Genomic DNA, 23,283 nt, shown 5'->3' on the forward strand with positions numbered 1-23,283 from the left:
ACCGCCCATGCAAGACGAGCACGAGCGCCTGATCGCCTGCATCCCGCGCCTGCGCCGCTACGCGCGGGCGCTGCTGGGCGGGCGCGCCGACGCCGACGACCTGGTGCAGGACACCGTCGAACGCGGCTGGGACAAGCTGGCCAGCTGGCGGCGCGGCAGCGATATGCGCGCCTGGCTGTTCGGCATCATGCACAATCTGCACGTGGACCAGCAGCGCCGCCCCGCCCTGGCCACCGAGCCGCTCGACGACGAGCTGCCGCTGGCCGCGGCCGACACCAGCGGCGACGGCCTGGCGCTGCGCGATATGGACCAGGCCCTGCAGCAACTGCCGCCGGCGCAGCGCGAGGTGCTGCTGATGGTGGCGCTGGAAGAGATGCGCTACGACGAAGTGGCCGCCGCCCTCGACATCCCGCTCGGCACGGTGATGTCGCGCCTGTCCCGCGCCAGGGAAGGCTTGCGCCTGATCCTGCAGGGCCAGCCCCTGCCCGCCCCCTTAAAGGTCGTGAAATGAATACCCCTGTTACCGAAGCCGAACTGCAAGCCTGGGTCGACGGCCGCCTGCCGCCCGAACGGCGCGGCGCGGTCGACGCCCACCTGGCGCTGCATCCGGCCGTGGCGGCGCGGCTGCAAGCCTACCGCGACCAGGAGGCGGCGCTGCGCGCGCTGTACCGGCCGGTGCTGGAGCAGCCGCTGCCGGCCGCCCTGGCCAGCCTGTCCGCCAGCGCCCGCGTGCCCGCGCCCGCCGGCCACCACGGCTGGCGCGACTGGCTGCCCCGTCCCGGCGCCGGCCACCGTTGGCCGCCGGCGCTGCGCGCGGCCGCCATGCTGGCGTTGACGGTGTCCGCCGGTGCCGCCGGCTGGCTGCTGCACGGCGCCGCCGACGATGCCGGCGTCCGTCGGGACGCCGACGCAGGCGGCGGCCTCAGCCTGGCCGCGCTGCCGCGCCGGGCCGCGCTGGCGCACGCGGTGTACACGCCGGAAGTGCGGCACCCGGTCGAAGTGGGCGCCGACCAGCAGGCCCACCTGGTGGCCTGGCTGTCGAAACGGCTGGGGGCGCAATTGAAGCCGCCGCAACTGGCGGCGCAGGGTTATGCGCTGGAGGGCGGCAGGCTGCTGCCCGGCCAGAGCGGACCGGTGGCGCAATTCATGTACCGCGACGCCGGCGGCGCGCGCCTGACGCTGTACGTGTCGACCGAACAGCACCATCACGATGAAACCGGCTTCCGCTTTGCGCAGGAAGGCCAGGTCAGCGTGTTCTACTGGATAGACGGGCGCTTCGGCTATGCCCTGTCCGGCAACCTGGACAAGGCGGCGCTGGCCACCGTGGCCAACGCCGTCTACGCCCAGCTGGAACCGGCTTTGTGATCGCTGACTAGGCGTGCTTGCTGATTTCGATCAGGCGCGAGCGCATGACGTCGGTGGCGGCCGGTCCCGGCGCGAACATATAGTCCTCGTCGTTGATGGCCAGGCCGCTGTTGGCGTCGACCAGCACCTGGTCGGCCGGCTTGCCGGTCTCGCGGCTGACCACCAGCAGGCTGGCGCCCTCCGGTGCCAGGTGGTCGTTGCCCCAGGCGATAAAAGCCAGCAGCACGGGCTTGAAGGCGCGGCCGGACTTGGTCAGCACGTATTCATAGCGCGGCGGACGGGCGCTGTACTGGCGGCGCTCCATCAGGCCGCCCTCGACCAGACCGGCCAGGCGGCGGGTCAGCATGTTGGGGGCGATTTTCAGGCTTTTTTCAAATTCGTCGAAACGCGACAGACCGTAGAACGCATCACGCAGGATCAGGATACTCCACCACTCCCCGACCTTGCCCAGGCTGCGGGCGATGGGGCAAGGCATACGGCCAAAATCGGTATGTTTCATTTTTGACTCCTCGGTTCCAGGGTTAGGACATCACAGCGGCTTGTTTTTGCCTTCGTCAGCCGGGTGATTTGATTATTATCTATCCAAGAAACATGTGCTTTTGCCACAGGAGACCACGGTTTTGATTGCGTAGAAATCTATTAAAAATATTTTGCGCATAGGCATAATTTGCAACAGTCTTGCAAGCCGAGGGTAAAAAACGGCCGCGCCGGCTAAATCTGAATAATAGTTCTAAAATATAGGCATAATAGCGACTGGCGTGAGACAACCTTATCAACCAGGTATCAAAGGTCGACCATGACTGCCAGCGACAAACAACCCAGCATCCTGATCGTGGACGACTCCGCGTTCGAGCAGCGCATGCTGGTCGATCTGCTGAGCGAGCTGCCGTATAAAGTCTCGGTGGCCGTCAACGGGCTGCAGGGCTACCAGCTGGCGCTGGCCCAGCATCCCGACCTGATCCTGCTCGACGTGCGCATGCCCAATATGGACGGCTACACCGCCTGCCGCCTGCTCAAGGCCAATCCGGTCACCGAGGACATCCCCATCATTTTCCTCAGCGGCGCCGACGCCGACGAGGAGCGCATCATGGGCCTGTCGATCGGCGGCGTGGATTTCGTCGCCAAGCCGTTTTCGCCGGGCGAGCTGGCCGCGCGCATCCAGGTCCACCTGAAGCTGGCGCGGCGCGCCACCCGGCCGCGCGCGGCGCCGCCGCCCGGCGCCACGCACGAGGCCGATCCGGACGCGGTCATCGTCAACGCCGCCAAGCGCCTGATCGCCGACAACCTGGCCACCCTGCCCGGCCTGGCCGAGATCGCCCGCAGCGTCGGCACCTACCGCGAGAAGCTGTCGCATGTGTTCCGCGAACAGACCGGCATGACGGTGTTCGCCTTCATCCGCGAGACCCGCATCCGGCGCGGCGAGGAACTGCTCAAGGACACCGACATCGACGTCCAGGACATCGCCCTGATGATCGGCTTTAACAACGCCGGCAACTTCGCCACCGCCTTCCGCGAACGCCTGGGCATCACCCCCAGCGCCTTCCGCCAGTCGATCCAGCATAAAAAAACGCCGCACGGCTGAAGCCGGCGGCGTTGGTCCGGGGAGCCGGCCGCCTCAGCGCAGGCGGAACACGGCCACCACCGCGGCCAGGTTGGCGGCCTGCACCTGCAGCGAACCGGCTGCCGCGGCCGCCTGCTCGACCAGCGCAGCGTTCTGCTGCGTCACCTCGTCCATCCGCACGATGGCCTTGTTGACTTCCTCGATGCCGGTGCTCTGCTCGCTGCTGGCGGCGGAAATCTCAGCCACCACGTCGCTGACCCGGCGCACGCTCGACACCACCTGCTCCATCGTGCCGCCGGCCTGCTGCACCAGCGCCGTGCCCCGGTCCACCTGCTGCACCGAATCGTCGATCAAGCCCTTGATTTCCTTGGCCGCCGCCGCCGAGCGCTGGGCCAGGTTGCGCACCTCGCTGGCCACCACCGCGAAACCACGGCCCTGCTCGCCGGCCCGGGCCGCCTCCACCGCCGCGTTCAGCGCCAGGATGTTGGTCTGGAAAGCGATGCCGTCGATGACGGAAATGATGTCGACGATCTTGCGCGACGAGGCGCTGATCGACTCCATGGTGGCGATCACCTCGCCCACCACCTTGCCGCCGTCGGCCGCGGTGCCGGACGCCGACTGCGCCAGCTGGTTGGCCTGGCGCGCGTTGTCGGCGTTCTGCCTGACGGTCGAGGTCAGCTCCTCCATCGCCGACGCGGTCTCCTCCAGCGAGCTGGCCTGGCCCTCGGTGCGGGCCGACAGGTCGAGGTTGCCGCTGGCGATCTCCGCCGAGGCGGTGGCGATGGTGTCGGTGCCGCCGCGCACCTCGCCCACCACCCGCAGCAGGCTGTCATTCATGGCCTTGAGCGAATGCATCAGCTGGCCGGCCTCATCGTTGCCGTGGCTGACGATGTGGGCGGTCAGGTCGCCGTCGGCCACGCGGCCGGCGATGCCCACCGCCTCTTCCAGCGGCCCGGCGACGATGCGCGCCACCAGCGTCGCCAGCACCATGCTGACCACGATCAGCAGCAGCAGGGTGCCCAGTATCATCTTGCGCGACATCGCATAGGTGTCGGTGGCCGACTTGTCGGCGGCGCCGCTGCCGGCGTCGTTGATCTTGACCAGCGCGTCGAGCTGCTCATTGACCTGGCGGAACAGCTTGTTGGAGCCGCCGCGGAACAGCGCGCGCGCCTCGTCCTTCTTGCCTTCGTGCGACAGCGCCGTCAGCTTGGCGCTGCTGGCCATGTAATCGTCCAGCGATTTTTGCAGCTCGGCGTAGATGCGTTTCTCGTCCGGCTCCGACACCAGCGCCGCATACAAGGCTTGCTGCTTGTGAAATGTTTCCAGCCGGGTCGCCATCGACTTGTCGGTGGCGGTCATCTCGGCATCTTCGGCCAGCAGGATATGAGTGGCTTCGGAAATGCGGTAGCGCGACAACGACGTCTGCATCTGCCCCAGGTAGCGCACCGCCGGCAACCAGTTGGTGGCGATGTCGGTCGAGGCCTGGTTCACCCTGGCCAATTGGCTCAGCGAGAACAGGCCCAGGCAGCAGGTCAACGCGATCACCACGCCAAACGCCACGATCAGCTTTTTGCCAATTCTTAAGTCGTAAAACCATTGCATGGTATCTCCTCAGGCAATTCCATATGGAAATGTCATCATAGAGCGGGTGGCGCTGAATGTCACCCAATCCCGGTGCGGGATAGGCCGGGTGATGCTAAAGCGCGACCATCTTGCGCTGCCAGAAGAACCAGGACACCAGCGCGTTGATCCAGTACGCCGCGTACAGCAAGGCGGTCAGGTGCAGGCCGCGGCTGGCGTACAGCGGCACCGAGATGGTGTTGACCAGCAGCCAGAACGGCCAGGTGTCGAGGCGCCGCCCCATCAGCAGCAACTGCGCCACGATGCTGAACATCAGCACCGCCGAATCGATGAACGGCGCGTAGGCATTGGTATAGGCTTGCAGCATCAGCCCGTAGACGGCGGTGGCGACGATGCCGATGCCGACCATCCAGCCCAGCGCGGCCGGCCGGACGCGGCTGATCGGCAGCGCGCTGCCGGCGTCGCCGCGCAGCCAGCGCAGCCAGCCGATCAAACAGGTGACGATGAAGAACAGTTGCAGCGCGACGTCGGCGTACAGCTTGACGCTGTAGAACAAGGCGGCAAACATCGCGCAGCCGACCACGCCCAGCCACCACGAGTGCACATTGTTGCGTCCAGCCAGGACGATGGAGACCGTCATGACGACGTTGGCGGCGATTTCCAGGGGAGCGATCAACAGAGGTTCCAATCCGGCGTACAGTTCCGATGGCGGCGGGGCGCTAGGGCTCCAACTGTAACACGGCTTGCAGCACGCCGATGTCGATCGGCTTGACCAGGTGGACCGCGAAGCCGGCCTCCCTGCTGCGCGCCTTGTCGCCCTCCTGGCTGTAGCCGGACAGCGCCACCAGCTTCAGCTGCGCGGCGCCGGGCAGCCGGCGCAGATGGCCGGCCAGCTCGTAGCCGTCCATGCCGGGCAGGCCGATATCGAGGATGGCCACCTGCGGCATGGCGCCGGCGGCGGCGGCGAGGGCCTCGGCCGGATCGTAGGCGGCGCAGGCGCTGTAGCCCAGCACGCCCAGCAGCTCGACCAGCGCGTCGGCGGCGTCGCGGTTGTCATCCACCACCAGCACGCTGGCGCCGCTGGCGGCGGCCGGCTGCGGCGCGGCCGCGTCCGGCAGCGGCGCCGGGGCGTCCTCCGTCAGCCCGCCCGGCAGCGTGATGGTGAAGGTGCTGCCGCAGCCCTCGCCGGCGCTGGCGGCGCAGACCTCGCCGCCATGCATCTGCACCAGGTTGCGCACCAGCGCCAGCCCGACGCCCAGCCCACCCCGCGCACGGTCCAGCTGGCGGTGGCCCTGCACGAACAGGTCGAACACATGCGGCAGCAGCGACGGCACGATGCCGCAGCCGTCATCCTTCACCTCGATCTCGACGGTCTGCTGGCGCAGCCGCGTGCACAGCGTGATGTGGCCGCCGGCCGGCGTGTAGCGCGCCGCGTTGTTGAGCAGGTTGGACACCACCTGCGCCAGCCGCGCCGGATCGCCATGCCAGCGCGCGCTGGTCACCTCGACCATCAGGCGGTGCTGCTTTTGCTCCAGCAGCGGGCTGGCCATGTCGATCGCCTTGTAGAGCACGTCGGACAGCTGCACGGTCTCCTTGCGCAGCTCGACCTTGCCGCTGGCGATGCGCGAGACGTCGAGCAGGTCGTCGACCAGCCGCACCAGGTGGTCGACCTGGCGCTGGATCACGGCCTGCTCGTGCGCGGTGTCGGCGCCGCGCAGCTTCATCAGCTTGAGCGCGGTGACGATGGGCGCCAGCGGGTTGCGCAGCTCGTGCCCCAGCATGGCCAGGAACTCATCCTTGATGCGCGCCGACAGGTTGAGGTCGACGTTCAGGCGCTTGCTTTCGGCCATCGCCTGCGCCAGCGCGCGGTCGCTCTCGATCCGGCTCAGCGTGGCGCACACGGCGGCGGCGATCTGTTCCAGGAACTGGCGGTAGGCCTGGTCCAGCGGCAGGCGTGGCGACACCTGGAACACCAGCGTCAGGTCGTCGCACAGCTGCAGCTCGGCGCCGTGGATGACCACCATGCCGGCCGCCACATCGGCGGCTTGCTCAGCCGCGCCGCGCCGCAGGCCGGCGCCGAGCAGATCGCCCGGATTGGCGGCCACGCACTCGGCAAGGCCGGCCCGCACCTGGGCTTGGTCGCGGCAGTTCAGCAGGCTGCGCGCCAGCAGGTCCAGCGCGTGGCGGCGCCGCTCGGCCAGCACCCGGGCGGTGGTCTCGGTGCACACCACCAGTACGCCGCCCACCTGGTCGCTCTCGTCAAACACCGGGGTGTAGGTATAGCTCCAGTAGACGTCCTCGATGCGGCCGTTGCGCCAGATCGGCACCAGGTTGTCGGCGTACCACTGCGGCTCGCCGCCGCTGCGCACGCTCTCGATCTGCGGACCGATGATGGTCCAGATCTCCGGCCAGCAGGCGCGCCCGGCCTGGCCCAGCGCGGCCGGATGCTTGCCCTCGCCGAAACAGGGGACGTAAGCGTCGTTATACACCTGCACCAGCTGCTCGCCCCACCACAGGAACATCGGATGCGCCGAGTGCATGACCAGGCCGACGGCGGTGCGCAGCGAGGCCGGCCATTCCGCGACCGCGCCCAGCGGCGTGTGCTCCCATGCGTGGCGCCGCACCATGTCGCGCATGGGCGTTCCGGCGCCGATAAAACGCCAGGCGGGTTCGCACACAACGGCAGACAGGGCGGAGGACAATTGCGCCGACATAGAGTTTCCAGAGGCAGAAAGTCAAAGTGTAGCAACTGTGCCGGACAGGGGCGCACAATTGGGCGAGCGCCGCCGGCATGGCAATACCACCCTTGACTTTCCCGCCACATCTGGCAAATTGTAGCCATAGAACTAGAAAGGATTCCGCCATGCAAGCGGGGTGCGTCGGTTACGTCATGGCGTTCATGGTCGCGTCCGCGCTGCCGGCGCTGGCTGCGCCATGCCGGATGAAGATGGCGCTGGAGCAATGGCCGCCCTATGTGTACTCCAGGCCCGACGGCCCGCCATCCGGGCTGGACCTGGAGCTGGCGCAGGCGATCTTCAAGGAAGCCGGCTGCGCGCTGCAACTGCTGCCCGAGCTGCCGACCGCGCGCCGCCAGCGCCAGTTCGAGCTGGGCGACCTGGACTTGCTGCTGGCCGCCTCCAACACCGCCGAGCGCCGCAAATACGCGCGCTTCAGCCTGGCCTACCGCTATGAATCGGTGAGCGTCTTCACCCGCACCGTCAACCTGCCGCGCTACCACAACGTCCGCAGCGTCGAGGCGCTGGCCGGGAAAAACCTGTCGCTGCTGGCGCCCAAGCTGGGCTGGTACGGCGCGGCCTATGCGCGCGTACAGCCGCAGCTGCGGCAGGCCGGCCAGCTGAGCACCTTCCTTAGCTTCCAGCAGGGCCTGCGCATGCTGGACGCCGGACGCGCCGACCTGATCCTCGGCGACACCGCCGCCCTGCGCCACGCGGCCAGGGAACAGGGAATCGCCATCACGCCGCTGCCGTTCGTCGTGCTGCGGGCGCCGGTGCATCTGATGCTCAACAAGAGCAGCACCACCCAGGCCGATCTCGACCTGCTGAACGCCGCCATCCAGCGGCTGGAGAAGCAAGGCGTGCTGGCGGAAATCCGCAGCCGCTACGGCGAGTCCTGAACGACGCGGCTAGCGGCTATTCGCGCGTGGGCTCATGCTTCTGATCCTTGCGCTGGGCCTCGCGATGCACTTCGGGATGAGCGTGTGCCTCGACCGGAGGATGCGGTGGCACATGCGCCTGCTCCGGTGGCTGCGGTTTGGGCGCGGGCGGCGGATGCGGCGCCGGCGGCGGATGCGTTTCCGCCTGGGCGTGCTGGGCGACCGGAGGATGCGCAGCCGCTGGCGGATGCGGCACTACCGCAGGATGCGTTTCCGCAGGCGGATGCTGCGCTACCGCAGGATGGGTCTCCGCTGGCGGGTGTGGCGCGACAGGAGGATGCATTTCCGCTGACTGATGCGGCGGCGCCATCGCAGGACGCGTCTCAGCCGGTGGATGCTGCGCGACAGCAGGATGCGTCTCCGTTGGCGGATGCGGCGCTGGCGGTGGATGCGCCGCAGCTTGCGGCGGCACTGGCGACGGCGTCGCGGCAGCGGCCGGCGGCCGCGATTCCGCCTGCGGATGCGGCGCCGGCTGCGGATGCAATGCCGCTTGCGGAGGTATCTCCGGCTGTTTCGCCGGATGCGCCGTCAACGGCACCGTCGGCGTAACTGCCGCAGGCGACGACGGACCATGCGCCCCGCCCTTCTGCGCCAGCTGTTGCGCAGCGGCCACGGGCACCGGCTTCACCGGCCGCGCCGCCTGCACCAGATGGATATGGGGCGCCGCCGGCACAGCCCGCTGCGCCGGCGCGCCCGCGTGGGCCACCGGCGACGGCACGACGGCCGGCGGCGTCTTCGCCACCACCGGCCGCGCCAGGATGGCTGGCGCCGGGCGCGCTCCGCCATGTGCTTCAAGCCGTGCCGGACGCTGCGGCTGCACCGACGGCGCGGCCGCCAGCGGTGCGGCAGCCAAGGCCTGCGGCGACACACGCACCACGTTCTTGCGCACCGGCTGCGCCTGCGCAAACGCCGTGGCCGGCACCGCCGTCACAGCCTGCCGGTTCACATAGCGCACGTTGGTGATATTGACGTTGTTGTAGACGTTGGTGATCTGCGTCTTGTTGATGACCGTATTGCTGGTATTGATGTTGGTGACATAAGTCGGGCTGGCCTGGTACGACGGCCGGTACACCTCGCGCGGTCCCAGCGGGAACCAGGCCACGCCATGATCATGCGGCCGGTCGCCCAGCAGCAACGCCGCGCCCACGAACACCACCAGCGCCGGTGCGTACACCGGCTGCTGCACCACCGGCCCCGGCACCCAGCCCCAGCCGGCCGGCGTCTGCGCCCAGCGGCCGTAGTGCGTCACCGCGAAGCCCCACGGCGCATCATCGACCCAGGTCCAGCCCCAAGGCTCGACCCAGGACCAATGACCGTCGCGATACGGCGCCCAGTCCGGCGCCACGTGGGCCGGCATCCAGACGTTGCCGTAGCCCGGCACGTCGCGCCAGCTGCCGTTGTCGTCCAGATCCTCGTAGCCGACCACGTCGCTCGACACATAGCGCGCCGACACCGGATGCTCCAGGCGGCGGTCGCGCTGTGCCGACCAGTGGTCGAAATCGTCGGCCGGCGGCAACTGGCCGACGCTGAAATCCTGCAGGCCGGTGCCGGTGAAGCGGTATGACTGCCCCGGATCGACCAGGTAGGATGTGTTGTCGCCATACGCCTCGCCCTGGCCGTCGATCACGGCGACCTCGGTGGCGTTGCCGGAGGCATCCACCTGCAGCCGGTAGTGGCCCGGCTTGCGGATGCTGAACGCCAGGTTGGGCGTATCGATCTCCAGCACTTCATCGGGCCGCAGTTGGCGCACGCGCAGGTTCAGGCGCCCCTGCGACAATTGCAGCTGGGTGGTGTTGTCGTTGGCGTTGAGCAGCGTGACCAGCGTCTCGCCGCCCATGCGCACAGTGGCGGGGCCGGCCTGCACCTCATCGCGCGCGCCGGCCGCGGTCCACAGGCGGTCGCCGGCCACCAGCGGGCGGTTGATGCCCGCAGCCAGCCAGTCGTCGGTACCGTTGGCGGCGTAGCTCACGGCGCCGCCCACATAGGCCAGGCGCGCCACGCGCGCCGGCGGATCGGCCAGCGCCGCGCCGCTGTACAACAAAGCGGCACCACCCAGCGCCAGCAAGAATCGGAATCGGAATCGTACTGCCATGATGGGACTCGTAGAATAAACGTGAGCCCAACATAGCCGATCGGCGGCGCCGCCACTGTTCGTTGCCGCACGCTCGCGGCAACGTGCCCTTAGCCCTTAATCATGGCCGGCCGGCGCCTGTGCCGGAAGGCAGATACTCACGAACGTCGCTGCTTGCGGCGCGCCACCAGGCCGAGCAAGGCCAGGCCGGCGCCCAGCATGGCATAGGTTGCGGGCTCCGGCACCGGAACGACGTGGCCGATGGCTTCGAATTCCGACACGGCGAAGTGGTCGTCGCCGCGGCCGGCGGCGCCGCTGATCATAAAGGCGGTGGCCACCACCGGCGTGCCCAGCACCGTGCTGCCGTTGTCCATGCCCCACGAGAGGTGCGGCGCCATCACCGCCAGGTCGTGCCAGGTGTTGGCCTGGTCGCGGTATTGGACGCGGTAGAGGTTGTCGTTGTCGGCCTGGATGTTGAGCTGGTTCACCAGCGCGGCCTGGTTGAGGGTGATGGTCACCGTGTCGGCGCCGTAGTCGCCGGTCCAGAACACCGTGCCCAGGTTCCACTGCGTCTGGATCGGCAGGTAGGCGCCGTCCGTCACCGACGACGGCAAGGCCGGCACGCCCAATCCCCAGCTGCCGCCGTTCCAGAATCCGCTGCCGGTCAGCGACACGCCGCCGCCCAGGGCGACATTGGTATCGGCTGCGGCGGATCCAACACAGGCCAGGCAGGCCAACGCAATCGCGAGCGTCTTCATATTTTCTCCTTAAGCAATGTAAAATTGATAAGACAGAAAACCAGAATAGCATGAGCTCGCTAATCGTCAAGGCCGCCGTGTCTCGCGTGCGCGACGCCGCTCAGGAAGACACGGGCGCGCGCTGCGTGAACAGCCGGACGCCGAACACCGGCCCGGCTGTATGGCCCGGCTCGGGATCGAAGCGCACCACCACGCTGCGCTTACCGCTGGTGATGCGCTCGGGCACCGGATATTCCTGATCGACAAATACGCCCGGCTGGCCGCCATCGAGCCGGACGCGGGCGATCCGTTCGCCGTCGACGCTGATGTGGAAATCGCGGTTGCGTTCCTCGCCCCAGTAGCTCGCCTGCAGCAGCAGCGGGCCGTCGGCGCACTTCATGCGGAAGCTGAAGTAGCCGCCGGTGCGCGCATCGCGTCCGTTGCGGCCGCGGTAGGCAACCGGATAGGAGATGGCGGACTGCAGGTCGTGGTCGCGCTCCGGCTGCATCTCGCCCAGGTGCATCACATCCACCGAGCGCCCGGCCAGGTCCCTGAGGCGCGCCTCCTCCTTGCGGAAAGCGATTTCGGACGCCGCCCATTCAGCCTCGGTGTAGACGTTGAAGTACACCGCCGCGCGCCGCTCGTATTGCGAAAAGAACGGCGTAAACTTCATGTCGCCGGGACGGCCCGTGCCCACGCTGCGGTACACCGCCCTGCCCTTGTCCGCCTCCGCGAACGAAGCGAGGACATTGGCGCCCACCAGCGCCGGCGCCAATCCGGTGAAAGGCTTGTCGGCCGCGCCCAGGTCCGCCGCCAGCACCATCGGGCCGCGCAGCAGCGCCACCACATGGTCATTGCCGGCCGCCGCTTCCAGCCGCAGATCCAGCGGCAGCGACAGGCGCACGCTGTCGCCCGCGCGCCAGCGCCGGCGTATCAGCAAGTAGCCCTTTTGCGTGCTGGCGGTCTGCGGTTTTCCATTGACCAGCAGCGTGTGGCCGCCGGCCCACGACGGAATGCGCAGCGCCAGCGTGAACCGGCGCGGTCCCGCCAGGCGGCGCACCTTGAGCTCGATGTCGCCTTCGTATGGATAGCGCGTGTTCAGCTCCAGCCGCGCGGCCTTCCACTCCACCGTCGACGGAATGTAGAGATTGACGAACAAGGTGTCGCCGTTCTCCCAGTAGATCGAATCGCCGTGCTTGGCGTGGCTCTCCATGCCGGACAGGACGCAGCACCAGAAGTCGTTGTCCTCGCTGGAGTATTCGCGCGCCATGCCGGACATCAGCGGCGTCATATACGTGAACATGCCGGTGCGCGGGTTCTGGTGCGCGAGGATGTGGTTCAGGTGCGTGCGCTCGTAGTAGTCAAAGTAAGCGGCGTCCGGCGCCCAGCTGTAGAGATGGCGCGTCAGCTTCAGCATGTTGTAGCTGGCGCAGGCTTCGCAGGTTTGCTCGGTAATGTGGGCGGCGATGCTGTCTGGCGCCGAGAAGTACTCGCGGTCGCCGTTGCCGCCGATGACGTAGCTGTGATGCCGCGTGACGCGCTTCCAGAAAAAGTCCACGGCGTCGGCGTCGCTGCGGCGGCCGGTCAGTTCGCGCAGGCGCGCGAGGCCGATCAGCTTGGGGATCTGCGTGTTGGAATGCAGGTTGGCCAGTTCATCGCGGCCTTGCGTCAGCGGGACCAGCACCTTGCTGTGGTACAGCCGCTGCGCCAGCGCCAGCCAGCGCTTGTCGTTGGTGCGCGCATAGAGTTCCGCAAAACTCTCGTTGATGCCGCCATGCTCGCAGGCCAGCACCTGCTGCACCTGCTCGTCGCTGAGCGCGGCGAACACCTTGTCGATATAAGCCGCCAGGCCCAGCGCCACTTGCAGCGCCTGATCGTTGCCGGCATGGGTCTGCGCGTCGAACAGGCCGGCGAAGACCTTGTGCCAGTTATACAGCGGCACCCAGCAGCCGTTCAGGTCGAAGCCTGCGGACTTGATCTCGCCGCGCACGATCTCGGGGAAGATCTCCTTGCCGTCGACCACCGTGCCGTCCGCGCGCTTGCGCATGAAGCCGGCCACATAGCCATCGCCATGCGCCTGCTGCACGCGCGCCAGTTCGGCCACGATGTAATCGATGCGCGGCTTCAATGCCGCATTGCCGGTTTGCGCAAGCATCAGCGACAGCGCGGACAGGTAGTGACCCAGTCCCTCGCCCGCGATGGTGTCGGATTCCCAGCCGCCGTAGATGGCGCCCTTGGTCGGCAGGCCGGCAAAGCGGTAATAGTTGTGCAGGAAACGGTCGGCGCTCAGGCGCAGCAGGTAGGCCTGGTTGGCTTGCAGCGCGTCGGCGTAGACGGAGGGCAGCAGCCGGACCGACGACAGCGGCAACGCCCGGGCGGTGGATGGAAAATCGGTGGCGGCGGTGGTGGCAGTAGCTGCGCCGGCTGCGGCGGGCCAGCCTGAAATCAAACCCAGGCCGGCCGCGCCCTGCAATACCTGTCGACGATGCATACTTACCCCATGGTAGATGGCTATGCCTTAATGTACGCGCAGGGCCGGCGGCCGTCTTGTGGCGGCGCCGCTAAAAGGATGACGAAATCTGCACAATGCGGCGCTCACCACCCCATTTTCTGGCGGATGAAGGCCGTCAGCTGCGCCGCGTTGGCCTGGTGCTGCTTGATGCGCGGATGGCCGCCGAAGCCGGTCCAGGGGAACACGATGGTATCGATGCGCTGATCGCCGCCTTGCCGCATCTGGTCCACCGCCGTGCGCACATAGCCCGGCCATTTGGAGCCTTCCTTCACCGCGTCCATGCTGCCCAGCGCGCACACGATGTAAGCCTTCGGATACAGCGCACGTATCTTCTGCACGAACGCGCGATACGCCTGCACACGCTGCGCATCGTCGGGCGCCGGCGACAGGCGTTTCTCGCGGTCGATCAGCCAGTTATCGTTCTGGAACAGGTTGATGACCACCACATCCGGCGTCCAGGAGCGGAAGTCCCAGTGGGTGTCGTTGTTGCCGACCGCGCTGAGCTGGTCGTAAAAATCCGGCATGGTGAACGGGAACCAGCTGATCATCACGCCGATGCCGCTTTGCGAGATGATGTGCGCCTCCGCATCCAGCGCCCGCGCCGTGATCGAGGAATAGGACATGAAGTTGTTCTTGTCCTTCACCAGATGATCCGGTCCGTCGTCCGGCGACTCGTTGCCCATGCCGGTGGTGATGGAATCGCCGAAGAATTCGATGCGGCGCTGCTTGGGCGCCGGCGGCGGCAACAGCTTGCCGTCATCGGCCAGTTCCAGGCCCTGGAATACCGTGCCGCCCTCCTCGCCCTCGGTGCGCTTGGTGATCAGGAAGCGGTGCGCGCCGGCCGGCAGGCCGCCGGCCACCGCATAAGTCCTGCTGCCCTGCGCGGCCTCGATGACCACCGGCCTGGCCAGGTCGCCGTCGATGAACACGTTGAAGAAGTTCCTGCCCTGCTGGTCGTCAAGCTTGACCGCCAGGCTGGCGCCGGTGAAGTTCCCTTCGATGCTGGTGCCGGGCCATGACAACATGGGCCGGGCGCGGTCGGAAAAATCGATGCGCCCCGTGTACCGCAATTGCGCATCATCCGGCTGAACCGCCACGCCGGCAAACGCCTGCCCGGCCAACAACAACGCCACCAATCCTGCTCTGAACTTCATCAAACGCCTCCCCCTCAGATACGCCATCAGGCTTGTTAAACCATCCATATTACCATCGGCATGTCCGGGAACCGGGGGAGGCTTATTTCGCGAAGTTCACAATAGCCGTGATCGTGCCATCCTGATGGGCCTGTTTGATCGCACCATCGATTTCGGCAAGCGTGACGTGCGCCTTGCGCGACACCGCGCAGCGTACCAAGAACGACATGATAGGCAAGGGTGGATACAGCTTCAGCGGGGATGGGCGCAGGCGTTGGCGATAATACAGCACGCCCTTGGCGATCAGGATGTGGTGCACCCGTCCGCGCGCGAGCTTTTCGAGATTGATTTCCATGTTGGGCGCGTCATCGCGCACAAAGTCCTTGCCCAGCACCTGCTCCATTTCGGGGTGGGTATAGCCAAGGATGGTGCCAACGGGCTGACCGCGGACATCCTCGATCGAACGCGGAGCCGCCACGCTGGTATCGGTCGCCAGCACTTCCTCGGCGGCGAACAGGGTCTGGCTCCAGAGATAGTCGCCCGGCAGCCACTCCGGCGTATAGCCGCACAGGATGTCCGCCTCGCCAGCCAGCAAGGCACGCGCGATGCGCTTGCGCGGCAGGATGACAAAGCGCACGCTTCGGCCCAGGTTGCGCGCCAGTGCCTCGCCCAGGTCTTTGTGTATGCCGGCGACCAGGCTGCCGGACGCGAAGCCCGCCATCGGCATGTCCGAGGCGCGGTCCACGAGCACCACCAGCTCCGCGGCCGGCACGGCCAGCGCAGGCAGCAGGCAGCAAATCAGGCAGATAAGACGAAGGGGACGCATGTGTACATGGTACCCCGTTTATGAAACCTTAGAAACCTTACGAGAATTTGCTGAAGTCCGGCTTGCGCTTCTCGAAGAAGGCGGTGAAGGCTTCCTTGGCTTCCGGCGCGGCCAGCATGGCGCCGAAGAATTTGTTTTCAGCGGCGATGGCTTCCGTCACCGGGCCTTTGCGGGCGGCCTTCATCAGCTGCTTGGTGGCGCGGATCGAGCTAGCCGGCAGGGCGACCAGCTTGGCGGCCTGGCCTTCGGCAAAGGCGCGCAGTTCGGCGGCCGGCACGATCTTCGACACCAGGCCCATCTCCAGCGCCTCCTGCGCCAGGAAGGCTTCGCCCAGCATCAGCTTCTCGGCGGCGCGCGGGTAGCCGGCGATTTGCGTCAGCAGCACGCTCGATGCGAACTCCGGGCACAGGCCCAGCTGCACGAACGGCATCGAGAACTTGGCGTTGTCGGCAGCGTAGACCAGGTCGCAATGCATCAGCAGCGTGGTGCCGATGCCGACCGCCGCGCCGGCCACCGCCGCCACCACCGGCTTGGTCGAACCGCTCAGCGCCATCATGAACTTGTAGACCGAACGCTCTTCGATGCCCGAGCCGTCGGCCGGACGCGCGGTCTTCATGAAGTCTTCCAGGTCGTTACCGGCGGTGAAGATCTCCGGCTTGCCGACGATCAGGATGGCGCGCACGGCGGCGTCCTGCTCCGCGTCGTTGATGGCGTCGGCCATGCTCTGGTACATCGCCGAGGTGATCGCGTTCTTGCGTTCCGGGCGGTTGAATTCCAGCGTCAGCACGCCGTTGGTCTTGCTGCTCAAAATATCCATGTGATCTCCAAATGATTAAAGGGCGCCGTGGCGCCCTTTTTTAACCCGCACTGCCATATGGGGTCTGACCCCCGACGGGGTCAGACCCCTAAGCGGTAACGCGTGCGTATCGCTTAGGGATGCGGGGTTTTAGACGCGTTCGATAATACCAGCGGCGCCCATGCCTGCGCCAACGCACATGGTGACCATGCCGTACTTCAGGTTGTTGCGGCGCAGTGCGTGCACCACGGTCGCGGCGCGGATCGCGCCGGTTGCGCCCAGCGGGTGGCCCAGGGCGATCGCGCCACCCATCGGGTTGACCTTGGCCGGGTCCAGGCCCAGGTCGCCGATGACGGCCAGTGCCTGTGCCGCGAACGCTTCGTTCAGCTCGATCCAGTCCAGCTGGTCCTGGGTAATGCCGGCAGCTTTGCACGCATCCGGAATCGCGAATTTAGGACCGATGCCCATGATTTCCGGTGGCACGCCTTTAACGGCGAACGACGAGAACTTGGCCAGCGGGGTCAGGTTGTGCTCGCGCAGGAACTTCTCCGACACGACCAGCAGCGCGCCGGCGCCGTCGGACATCTGCGACGAGTTGGCGGCGGTGACCGAGCCCTTGGCAGCGAACACAGGCTTCAGCTTGCCCAGCGATTCCACGGTCGAATCGGCACGTGCGCCTTCGTCGGTGTCGACGGTGCGGGTCTTGATCTTGATTTCGCCGGTCGCCAGGTCGGGCGTGCGGGTGATGATTTCCACCGGGGTGGTCTCGTCCTTGAAGAAACCGGCCTGCTGCGCGGCGATGGCGCGGCGGTGCGATTCCACGGCGAACGCGTCCTGCGCTTCGCGCGACACTTTCCATTGGGTCGCCACTTTTTCAGCGGTCAGGCCCATGCCGTAAGCCATGCCGACGTTGTCGTCGGTGAACATGTTCAGGTTCATCGATGGGTGATGGCCCATCATTGGCACCATCGACATCGATTCAACGCCGCCGGCGATCATCGCATCGGCTTCGCCCACGCGGATGCGGTCGGCCGCCATGGCCAGCGCGGTGATGCCCGATGCGCAGTAGCGGTTGATGGTGACGCCGCCGATGGTCTTAGGCAGGCCGGCCAGCAGCACCGATTGACGGGCGATGTTGAAGCCCTGCTCCGCTTCCGGGAACGAGCAGCCGATGATGGCGTCGGTGATCAGCGCCGGATCCAGGCCAGGCGCTTGCGCCAGGGCCGATTGCAGCACGCGCACCAGCAGGTCGTCCGGGCGGGTCTTGTTGAACATGCCGCGCGGCGCCTTGCCGATCGGGGTGCGGGTGGCAGAGACGATGTATGCGTCTTGAATTTGTTTGCTCATTTTGTTCTTTCGAAAATTTTTGATCGAAGACTATGCGGAACGATTAGCTATTACGCCCTGTTACGCCCGCTTCTCGGATAAATACCAATCCACTTGAACCTGTGCGGCCAGCGTGCCGGCGGCGTCGAAGATGTCGACCTCCACCGGGAACGCCACCTTGCCCTGCTCTTTCAGCTCGGCCTTCAGCGCGGCCAGATCGCCAGGAACGCGGCCTTCGGCGCGGGTGGCGCCCTTGGCTACTTTCTGGTACTGGATGCGCGATTCCTTGGCGACCGGGCGCAAGCCCAGGATCAGCTCCGCGAAGCCGCCAGCCATGGCCGCGCCGGAGGCCGTTTCGGCCAGCGTGAACAAGGCCCCGGCGTGCTGCGTGCCCAGGTGGTTATTGAGCTTCGGGTCCTCCGGCATCGACACTTTCGAAGTGCCGCTGCCGATCTCGTCGATCCTGATCCCCAACAGGCGCACGAAGGGCAAGGTGTCCATCATTTGTTGCTTGATACGGTCATACACCATGCTAGGCCTCACGCGCAGTAGAACTTTGAATGCCAGCGATGCGGCGACCCGATTCAGGATCGACATCACATTAGTTGCGGACTGGCTTACCGGTCTGCATCATGCCCATGATGCGTTCCTGGGTCTTCGGATGGTTCAGCAGTTCCAGGAAGGCTTTACGCTCCATGTCCAGGAACCACTGCTCGTTCACGAACGAACCCTGGTCGATATCGCCGCCCGACACGATCTCGGCGATCATCTCGCCCAGCTTGAAGTCGTGCGCGGAGATGAAGCCGCCGTCGCGCATATTGACCAGCTGCGCCTTGATGGTGCCGTAGCCGTAGCGGCCGGTCACCTGCACAGGGGTCTGCAGCGGCGGACGATAGCCCTTGTCGAACATGGCGCGCGCTTCCACCTTGGCCGCGTGCAGCAGCTCGTAAGGGTTGAACACGATCACGTCGTCTTCCTTCAGGTAGCCCATGGCCTGCGCTTCCAGTGCCGACTTCGACACGTTGGCGGTAGCGGCGTTGGTGAAACCGGCTTTCAGGAATTGCAGGATGTCGTTGCCCTTGGCTTCCTTGAACGCGCGCACTGCCGCTTCTTTCAAGCCGCCGCCCGCAGGGATCAGGCCAACGCCCACTTCCACCAGGCCGATGTACGATTCGATCGAGGCCACGCGCTTCGATGCGTGCAGCGCCATTTCGCAGCCGCCGCCCAGCGCCAGGCCAGCAACAGCAGCCACCACCGGCACGTTCGAATATTTCATCGCCATGAAGGTGTCTTGCAGTTCGCGGATGATCGGGTCGACTGCCTTGGCGCCGCCCTGCATGAACGCAGGCAGTGCCGATTGCAGGTCGGCGCCGGCCGAGAACACGCCACCGTCGGCTGCGTCCGCGCTCCAGATCACCAGACCCTTGAAGTTCTTCTCGGCTTCGGCCAGCGCTTTACGGAAGCCGGCGATGACGCCAGGGCTGATCACGTGCATCTTGGTTTTCAGCGAGATCACCAGGACGTCGTCGCCCGAGTGCCACAGACGCACGTCGTCGTCTTCGTGCACGGTGGTGCCGGCGGTGCGGCCGTCGATGGCGCCCGAACCCAGTACCGGTGCGCGGAACGCCTGACGGTCGTAGACGGCCAGCGACGAGCGCGGCACGAACGATTTCGACACTGCGGACCACGAACCTTCTGCGGTGTGGACGCCGCCTTTTTCAGCAACCGGACCTTCGAATACCCAGGCTGGCAGCGGTGCGTTGCACAGTGCGTGACCGGCTTCGATGTCTTCCTTGACCCACTGGGCCACTTGCGACCAGCCGGCCGCCTGCCACGTTTCGAACGGGCCGACGTTCCAGCCGAAGCCCCAGCGCATGGCGAAGTCGATGTCGCGCGCGTTGTCGGCCACGGTGTCCAGGTGGATGGCGATGTAGTGGAAAGCGTCGCGGAAGATCGCCCACAGGAACTGGCCTTGTGGGTTGGTCGATTCGCGCAGGGCCTTCATCTTCTTGACCGGATCTTTTTCCTTCAGGATGCGGGCGACGATGTCGGCAGCCTTGCCGCCGCCGGCCACGTATTCACCGGTGGCGAAGTCCAGGCGCTGGATTTCCTTGCCCACTTTTTTATAGAAGCCGGCGCCGGATTTCTGGCCCAGCGCGCCTTTTTCCACCAGACCGGCCAGCACGGCCGGAGTCTTGTAGACGGCGGCGAACGGATCGTTCGGCAGGTAGTCCTGCATGGTCTTGATCACATGGCCCATGGTGTCCAGGCCGACCACGTCCGCGGTGCGGAAGGTGCCCGACTTGGCGCGGCCCAGCTTGGAGCCGGTCAGGTCGTCGACCACGTCGCACGACAGGCCGAATTTTTCAGCTTCATGCACGATCGCCAAGATGCCGAACACGCCGACGCGGTTGGCGATGAAGTTAGGCGTATCCTTGGCGCGGACCACGCCCTTGCCCAGGGTGGTGGTCAGGAAGCCTTCCAGCTGGTCGCTGATGGCTGGCTTGGTGAACTCGGTCGGGATGATTTCGACCAGGTGCATATAGCGCGGCGGGTTGAAGAAGTGCACGCCGCAGTAGCGCGATTTCAGATCGGCGTCGAAGCCTTCGGACAGCTTGGTGATCGACAGGCCCGAGGTGTTCGAGGCGAAGATCGCGTTGGCGCCGATGTGCGGAGCGACCTTCTTGTACAGATCGTGCTTCCAGTCCATGCGCTCGGCGATGGCTTCGATGATCAGGTCGCACTCGGCCAGCTTGGCCAGGTCGTCTTCGTAGTTGGCCACTTCGATCAGCGCGGCGTGGTCCTTGTTGCCCAGTGGTGCAGGCGACAGCTTTTTCAGGTTCTCGATGGCGCGCAGCACGATGCCGTTCTTCGGGCCTTCTTTGGCTGGCAGGTCGAACAGTACGACTGGTACTTTGGCGTTGACGCAATGGGCGGCGATTTGCGCGCCCATCACGCCGGCGCCCAGCACGGCTACTTTTTTAACGATGAAATTGGTCATGTCGTTTCCTTTAAGTTCTTAGAACAGGTCGGCGTCGAGAGCCATCAGGTTGGCGGAGCCCGAACGTGCCTGGCGAATCAAGGTTGCAGTTTCTGGCTGCAGGCGGGCGAAGTAGAAGCGCGCCGTGGCCAGCTTGGCTTTGTAGAAATTGTCGCCGCTGTCTTCTTTGGCCAGGGCGATTTTCGCCATCTGTGCGAAGAAGTAGCTGTACACCATGTGGCCGACCACGCGCAGGTAAGGTACGCATGCCGCGCCGACTTCGTCCGGGTTCTGGAAGGCTTTCATGCCGATTTCCATGGTCAGCTTGGTGACCTTGTCGCCCAGGTCACCCAGCGGGGTGACGAATTCGCTCATTGCTTCGTCGGTGCCGTTCTCTTCCACGAAGGCCTTGATCTTCTCGCCGAACTTGCGCAGCTTGGCGCCGTTGTCGCCCAGGATCTTGCGACCCAGCAGGTCCAGCGACTGGATGGTGTTGGTGCCTTCGTAGATCAGGTTGATGCGGGCGTCGCGCACGTACTGCTCCATGCCCCATTCGGAGATGTAGCCGTGGCCACCGAACACTTGCATCGCTTCCGAAGTGGCGATCCAGGCGTTGTCGGTGATGAAGGCCTTGACGATAGGGGTCAGCAGCGCGACTTCGTCGGCGGCTTCCTTGCGCACTTCTTCGTCAGGGTGGTGCAGTTCGCGATCGATCTGCAGCGCGACGTAGGAGGTGAAGGCGCGCGCGCCTTCGGCGTAGGCCTTGCCGGTCAACAGCATGCGGCGCACGTCAGGGTGGACGATGATCGGATCGGCCGGCTGGTCAGGGTTCTTCACGCCCGACAGCGAACGCATCTGGATGCGGTCCTTGGCGTAGATCAGCGCGTTCTGGTAGGCGATCTCGGTCAGGCCCAGCGACTGCATGCCCACGCCCAGGCGGGCCGCGTTCATGAACACGAACATGGCGTTCAGGCCCTTGTTCGGCTGGCCGATGATCCAGCCACGGGCGCCGTCCAGGTTCATCTGGCAGGTCGAGTTGCCGTGGATGCCCATCTTCTCTTCGATGGCGCCGCAGGTGATCGGGTTGCGTTCGCCGATCGAGCCATCTGCTTTCGGCAGGTACTTAGGCACCAGGAACAGCGAAATGCCTTTCGAGCCTTCCGGTGCGTCCGGCACGCGGGCCAGCACCAGGTGCAGGATGTTTTCCGACATGTCGTGTTCGCCGGCCGAGATGAAGATCTTGTTGCCGGTGATCAGCCACGAGCCGTCTTCCTGCGGCAGCGCTTTCGAGCGCAGCATACCCAGGTCGGTGCCGCAGTGTGGTTCGGTCAGGCACATGGTGCCGGTCCATTCGCCGGAGACCAGCTTAGGCAGGTAGACTTCCTTCTGGTGGGCGGTGCCGTGTTCCTTCAGGCACTCGTAGGCGCCGTGCGACAGGCCCGGGTACATGGTCCAGGCCTGGTTGGCCGAGTTCAGCATCTCGTAGAACGAGTTGTTCAGTACCACCGGCAGGCCCTGGCCGCCGTATTCAGGATCGCAGGCCAATGCCGCCCAGCCGCCGTCGACGTACTGCTTGTACGCTTCCTTGAAGCCTTTAGGCGTGGTCACGGTGTGGGTCGTGGCGTCGTGCTTGCAGCCTTCGCGGTCGCCAGAGTGGTTCAGCGGGAACAGCACTTCGGCGGTGAATTTACCGCCTTCTTCCAGCACCTGATTGATGATGTCGGCGTCGACTTCAGCATAATCCGGCAGCGACTTCAGTTCTTCTCCGACGTTCAGGAATTCGTGCAGAACGAATTGCATATCCCGGATTGGCGCGACGTATTGACCCATGATTTTCTCCTGATAACTTTTGTAATGACTACGATGTGAATGAGTGTTTTTTACGCTATTGCTGTGCCACCACCGCGGACGGCGTTTGCGGATTGCGATACGTTTCGATCAAGCGTTCGAAGCCGGTGCCGGCCCGGCCCAGGCTGCCCGGAATACGCAGGAAGCGCGCATCGTGGTGCAGTGCCAGGATCAGGCCGTACATCTCGTACACCAGCTGCTGCGGGTCGGTGTCCGCCTTGAGGTCGCCGCATTCGATGCACTGCTTCACGCAGCGCAGCAGCGCACCCTGCCAGGCGCCAACCATCGCCATCAGCTCTTCGCGGATCGGACCTGGACGGTCGTCATACTCCACCGCGCCGCTGATGTAGATGCAGCCCGAAGCCACCTCCACGCTGACCCGCTTGACCCAGCGCGCGAACATCGACTTGAGCCGCTGAATGCCGCGCGGTTCCTTGACGCTGGGGAAAAACACTTCCTGCTCGAAACGATGGTGGTACAGCTTAAGTACTTCCAACTGCAAATCTTCACGCGAGCCGAAGTGTGCGAACACGCCGGACTTGCTCATGTTCATCCTATCCGCCAGCAATCCGATGGTCAGGCCTTCCAGACCATCCCGGCTGGCCAGGTCCAGCGCCACATCCAGGATTGCCGCGCGTGTCAGTTCGCCTTTGCGCATAAATTTAGTTGAGGTATTAATAATATTGCATCCCAAAGTAAAATTTAATCATGGAGAAAAGAGCATTTTGCTCCAGTTAAATTTACTCCGTGTGAAAAGAATTGCGAACGCTCGTACTATTATCCAGCGAGGGGTAAATGTCAAACAGTACCGTTAGAGGTGGCGTTCTATTATCTAGACGCAACATGGCTGTTGCCGCGAAGGGACATCCGGCGG

At 65.5% G+C, this 23,283-nt stretch carries 19 protein-coding genes; 4 read left to right on the forward strand and 15 right to left on the reverse strand.

What is annotated here, in order from left to right; all coding sequences use genetic code 11:
- The first annotated feature begins 7 nt into the window (after positions 1-7).
- On the forward strand, positions 8-511 hold the full coding sequence (locus ACEN9O_RS06050; protein WP_495616723.1) for an RNA polymerase sigma factor: 504 nt from the start codon (positions 8-10) through the stop codon (positions 509-511).
- Positions 508-1,365: an anti-sigma factor family protein gene (locus tag ACEN9O_RS06055; protein WP_495616724.1), complete on the forward strand. Its 858-nt coding sequence runs from the start codon at positions 508-510 to the stop codon at positions 1,363-1,365. The genes ACEN9O_RS06050 and ACEN9O_RS06055 overlap by 4 nt, the downstream gene beginning before the upstream one ends.
- A 7-nt stretch (positions 1,366-1,372) precedes the next feature.
- Here the strand turns inward: ACEN9O_RS06055 and ACEN9O_RS06060 are convergent, their stop codons facing one another.
- Entirely contained in the window at positions 1,373-1,864 is a 492-nt protein-coding gene (locus tag ACEN9O_RS06060) for a winged helix-turn-helix transcriptional regulator (RefSeq protein WP_495616725.1), read from the reverse strand.
- A gap of 297 nt (positions 1,865-2,161) precedes the next feature.
- On the opposite strand from ACEN9O_RS06060, the gene ACEN9O_RS06065 reads away from it, so the two are divergent.
- Positions 2,162-2,947, forward strand: coding sequence for a response regulator transcription factor (locus ACEN9O_RS06065; protein WP_495616726.1), 786 nt, complete (start codon positions 2,162-2,164; stop codon positions 2,945-2,947).
- 33 nt (positions 2,948-2,980) lie between these two features.
- On the opposite strand, the gene ACEN9O_RS06070 is transcribed toward ACEN9O_RS06065, so the two are convergent.
- The 3 genes from ACEN9O_RS06070 to ACEN9O_RS06080 all read right to left on the reverse strand — a co-directional run bounded on the left by ACEN9O_RS06070 (position 2,981) and on the right by ACEN9O_RS06080 (position 7,221).
- Complete coding sequence (locus ACEN9O_RS06070; protein ID WP_495616727.1) at positions 2,981-4,528, reverse strand: methyl-accepting chemotaxis protein; 1,548 nt, start codon at positions 4,526-4,528, stop codon at positions 2,981-2,983.
- Positions 4,529-4,622: 94 nt separating this feature from the next.
- Positions 4,623-5,183, reverse strand: a complete 561-nt coding sequence (gene pnuC, locus ACEN9O_RS06075) for a nicotinamide riboside transporter PnuC (protein ID WP_495616728.1) — start codon at positions 5,181-5,183, stop codon at positions 4,623-4,625.
- A 43-nt stretch (positions 5,184-5,226) separates the two neighbouring features.
- Complete coding sequence (locus ACEN9O_RS06080; RefSeq protein WP_495616729.1) at positions 5,227-7,221, reverse strand: hybrid sensor histidine kinase/response regulator; 1,995 nt, start codon at positions 7,219-7,221, stop codon at positions 5,227-5,229.
- Positions 7,222-7,370: 149 nt separating this feature from the next.
- Between ACEN9O_RS06080 and ACEN9O_RS06085 the strand changes: the two genes are divergently transcribed.
- The gene (locus ACEN9O_RS06085; RefSeq protein ID WP_495616730.1) at positions 7,371-8,141 is read left to right on the forward strand and encodes a substrate-binding periplasmic protein; all 771 of its coding nucleotides are present in this window, start codon (positions 7,371-7,373) and stop codon (positions 8,139-8,141) included.
- 16 nt (positions 8,142-8,157) lie between these two features.
- Here the strand turns inward: ACEN9O_RS06085 and ACEN9O_RS06090 are convergent, their stop codons facing one another.
- The 11 genes from ACEN9O_RS06090 to ACEN9O_RS06140 all read right to left on the reverse strand — a co-directional run bounded on the left by ACEN9O_RS06090 (position 8,158) and on the right by ACEN9O_RS06140 (position 23,067).
- Complete coding sequence (locus ACEN9O_RS06090; protein WP_495616731.1) at positions 8,158-10,272, reverse strand: DUF6600 domain-containing protein; 2,115 nt, start codon at positions 10,270-10,272, stop codon at positions 8,158-8,160.
- Between the two features lie 137 nt (positions 10,273-10,409).
- Positions 10,410-11,009 carry a PEP-CTERM sorting domain-containing protein gene (locus tag ACEN9O_RS06095; protein ID WP_495616732.1) on the reverse strand — a complete coding sequence of 200 codons (600 nt, stop codon included), beginning with the start codon at positions 11,007-11,009 and terminating at the stop codon, positions 10,410-10,412.
- Positions 11,010-11,109: 100 nt separating this feature from the next.
- Complete coding sequence (locus ACEN9O_RS06100; RefSeq protein ID WP_495616733.1) at positions 11,110-13,479, reverse strand: beta-L-arabinofuranosidase domain-containing protein; 2,370 nt, start codon at positions 13,477-13,479, stop codon at positions 11,110-11,112.
- A gap of 104 nt (positions 13,480-13,583) precedes the next feature.
- On the reverse strand, positions 13,584-14,654 hold the full coding sequence (locus ACEN9O_RS06105; RefSeq protein ID WP_495616734.1) for an SGNH/GDSL hydrolase family protein: 1,071 nt from the start codon (positions 14,652-14,654) through the stop codon (positions 13,584-13,586).
- An 82-nt stretch (positions 14,655-14,736) separates the two neighbouring features.
- A complete protein-coding gene (locus ACEN9O_RS06110) occupies positions 14,737-15,459 on the reverse strand; it encodes a substrate-binding periplasmic protein (protein WP_495616735.1) in 723 nt (240 codons plus the stop codon).
- A 37-nt stretch (positions 15,460-15,496) separates the two neighbouring features.
- Positions 15,497-16,276: an enoyl-CoA hydratase gene (locus tag ACEN9O_RS06115; protein ID WP_495616736.1), complete on the reverse strand. Its 780-nt coding sequence runs from the start codon at positions 16,274-16,276 to the stop codon at positions 15,497-15,499.
- Between the two features lie 129 nt (positions 16,277-16,405).
- Positions 16,406-17,602 carry an acetyl-CoA C-acyltransferase gene (locus ACEN9O_RS06120; RefSeq protein ID WP_495616737.1) on the reverse strand — a complete coding sequence of 399 codons (1,197 nt, stop codon included), beginning with the start codon at positions 17,600-17,602 and terminating at the stop codon, positions 16,406-16,408.
- 60 nt (positions 17,603-17,662) lie between these two features.
- On the reverse strand, positions 17,663-18,178 hold the full coding sequence (locus ACEN9O_RS06125) for a PaaI family thioesterase (RefSeq protein WP_495616738.1): 516 nt from the start codon (positions 18,176-18,178) through the stop codon (positions 17,663-17,665).
- A 4-nt stretch (positions 18,179-18,182) separates the two neighbouring features.
- Complete coding sequence (locus tag ACEN9O_RS06130) at positions 18,183-20,582, reverse strand: 3-hydroxyacyl-CoA dehydrogenase/enoyl-CoA hydratase family protein (RefSeq protein WP_495616739.1); 2,400 nt, start codon at positions 20,580-20,582, stop codon at positions 18,183-18,185.
- Between the two features lie 18 nt (positions 20,583-20,600).
- Complete coding sequence (locus ACEN9O_RS06135; RefSeq protein WP_495616740.1) at positions 20,601-22,391, reverse strand: acyl-CoA dehydrogenase C-terminal domain-containing protein; 1,791 nt, start codon at positions 22,389-22,391, stop codon at positions 20,601-20,603.
- 55 nt (positions 22,392-22,446) lie between these two features.
- Complete coding sequence (locus tag ACEN9O_RS06140) at positions 22,447-23,067, reverse strand: TetR/AcrR family transcriptional regulator (protein WP_495616741.1); 621 nt, start codon at positions 23,065-23,067, stop codon at positions 22,447-22,449.
- Between the last annotated feature and the right edge of the window lie 216 nt (positions 23,068-23,283).

This window comes from Duganella sp. Dugasp78, assembly GCF_059491455.1.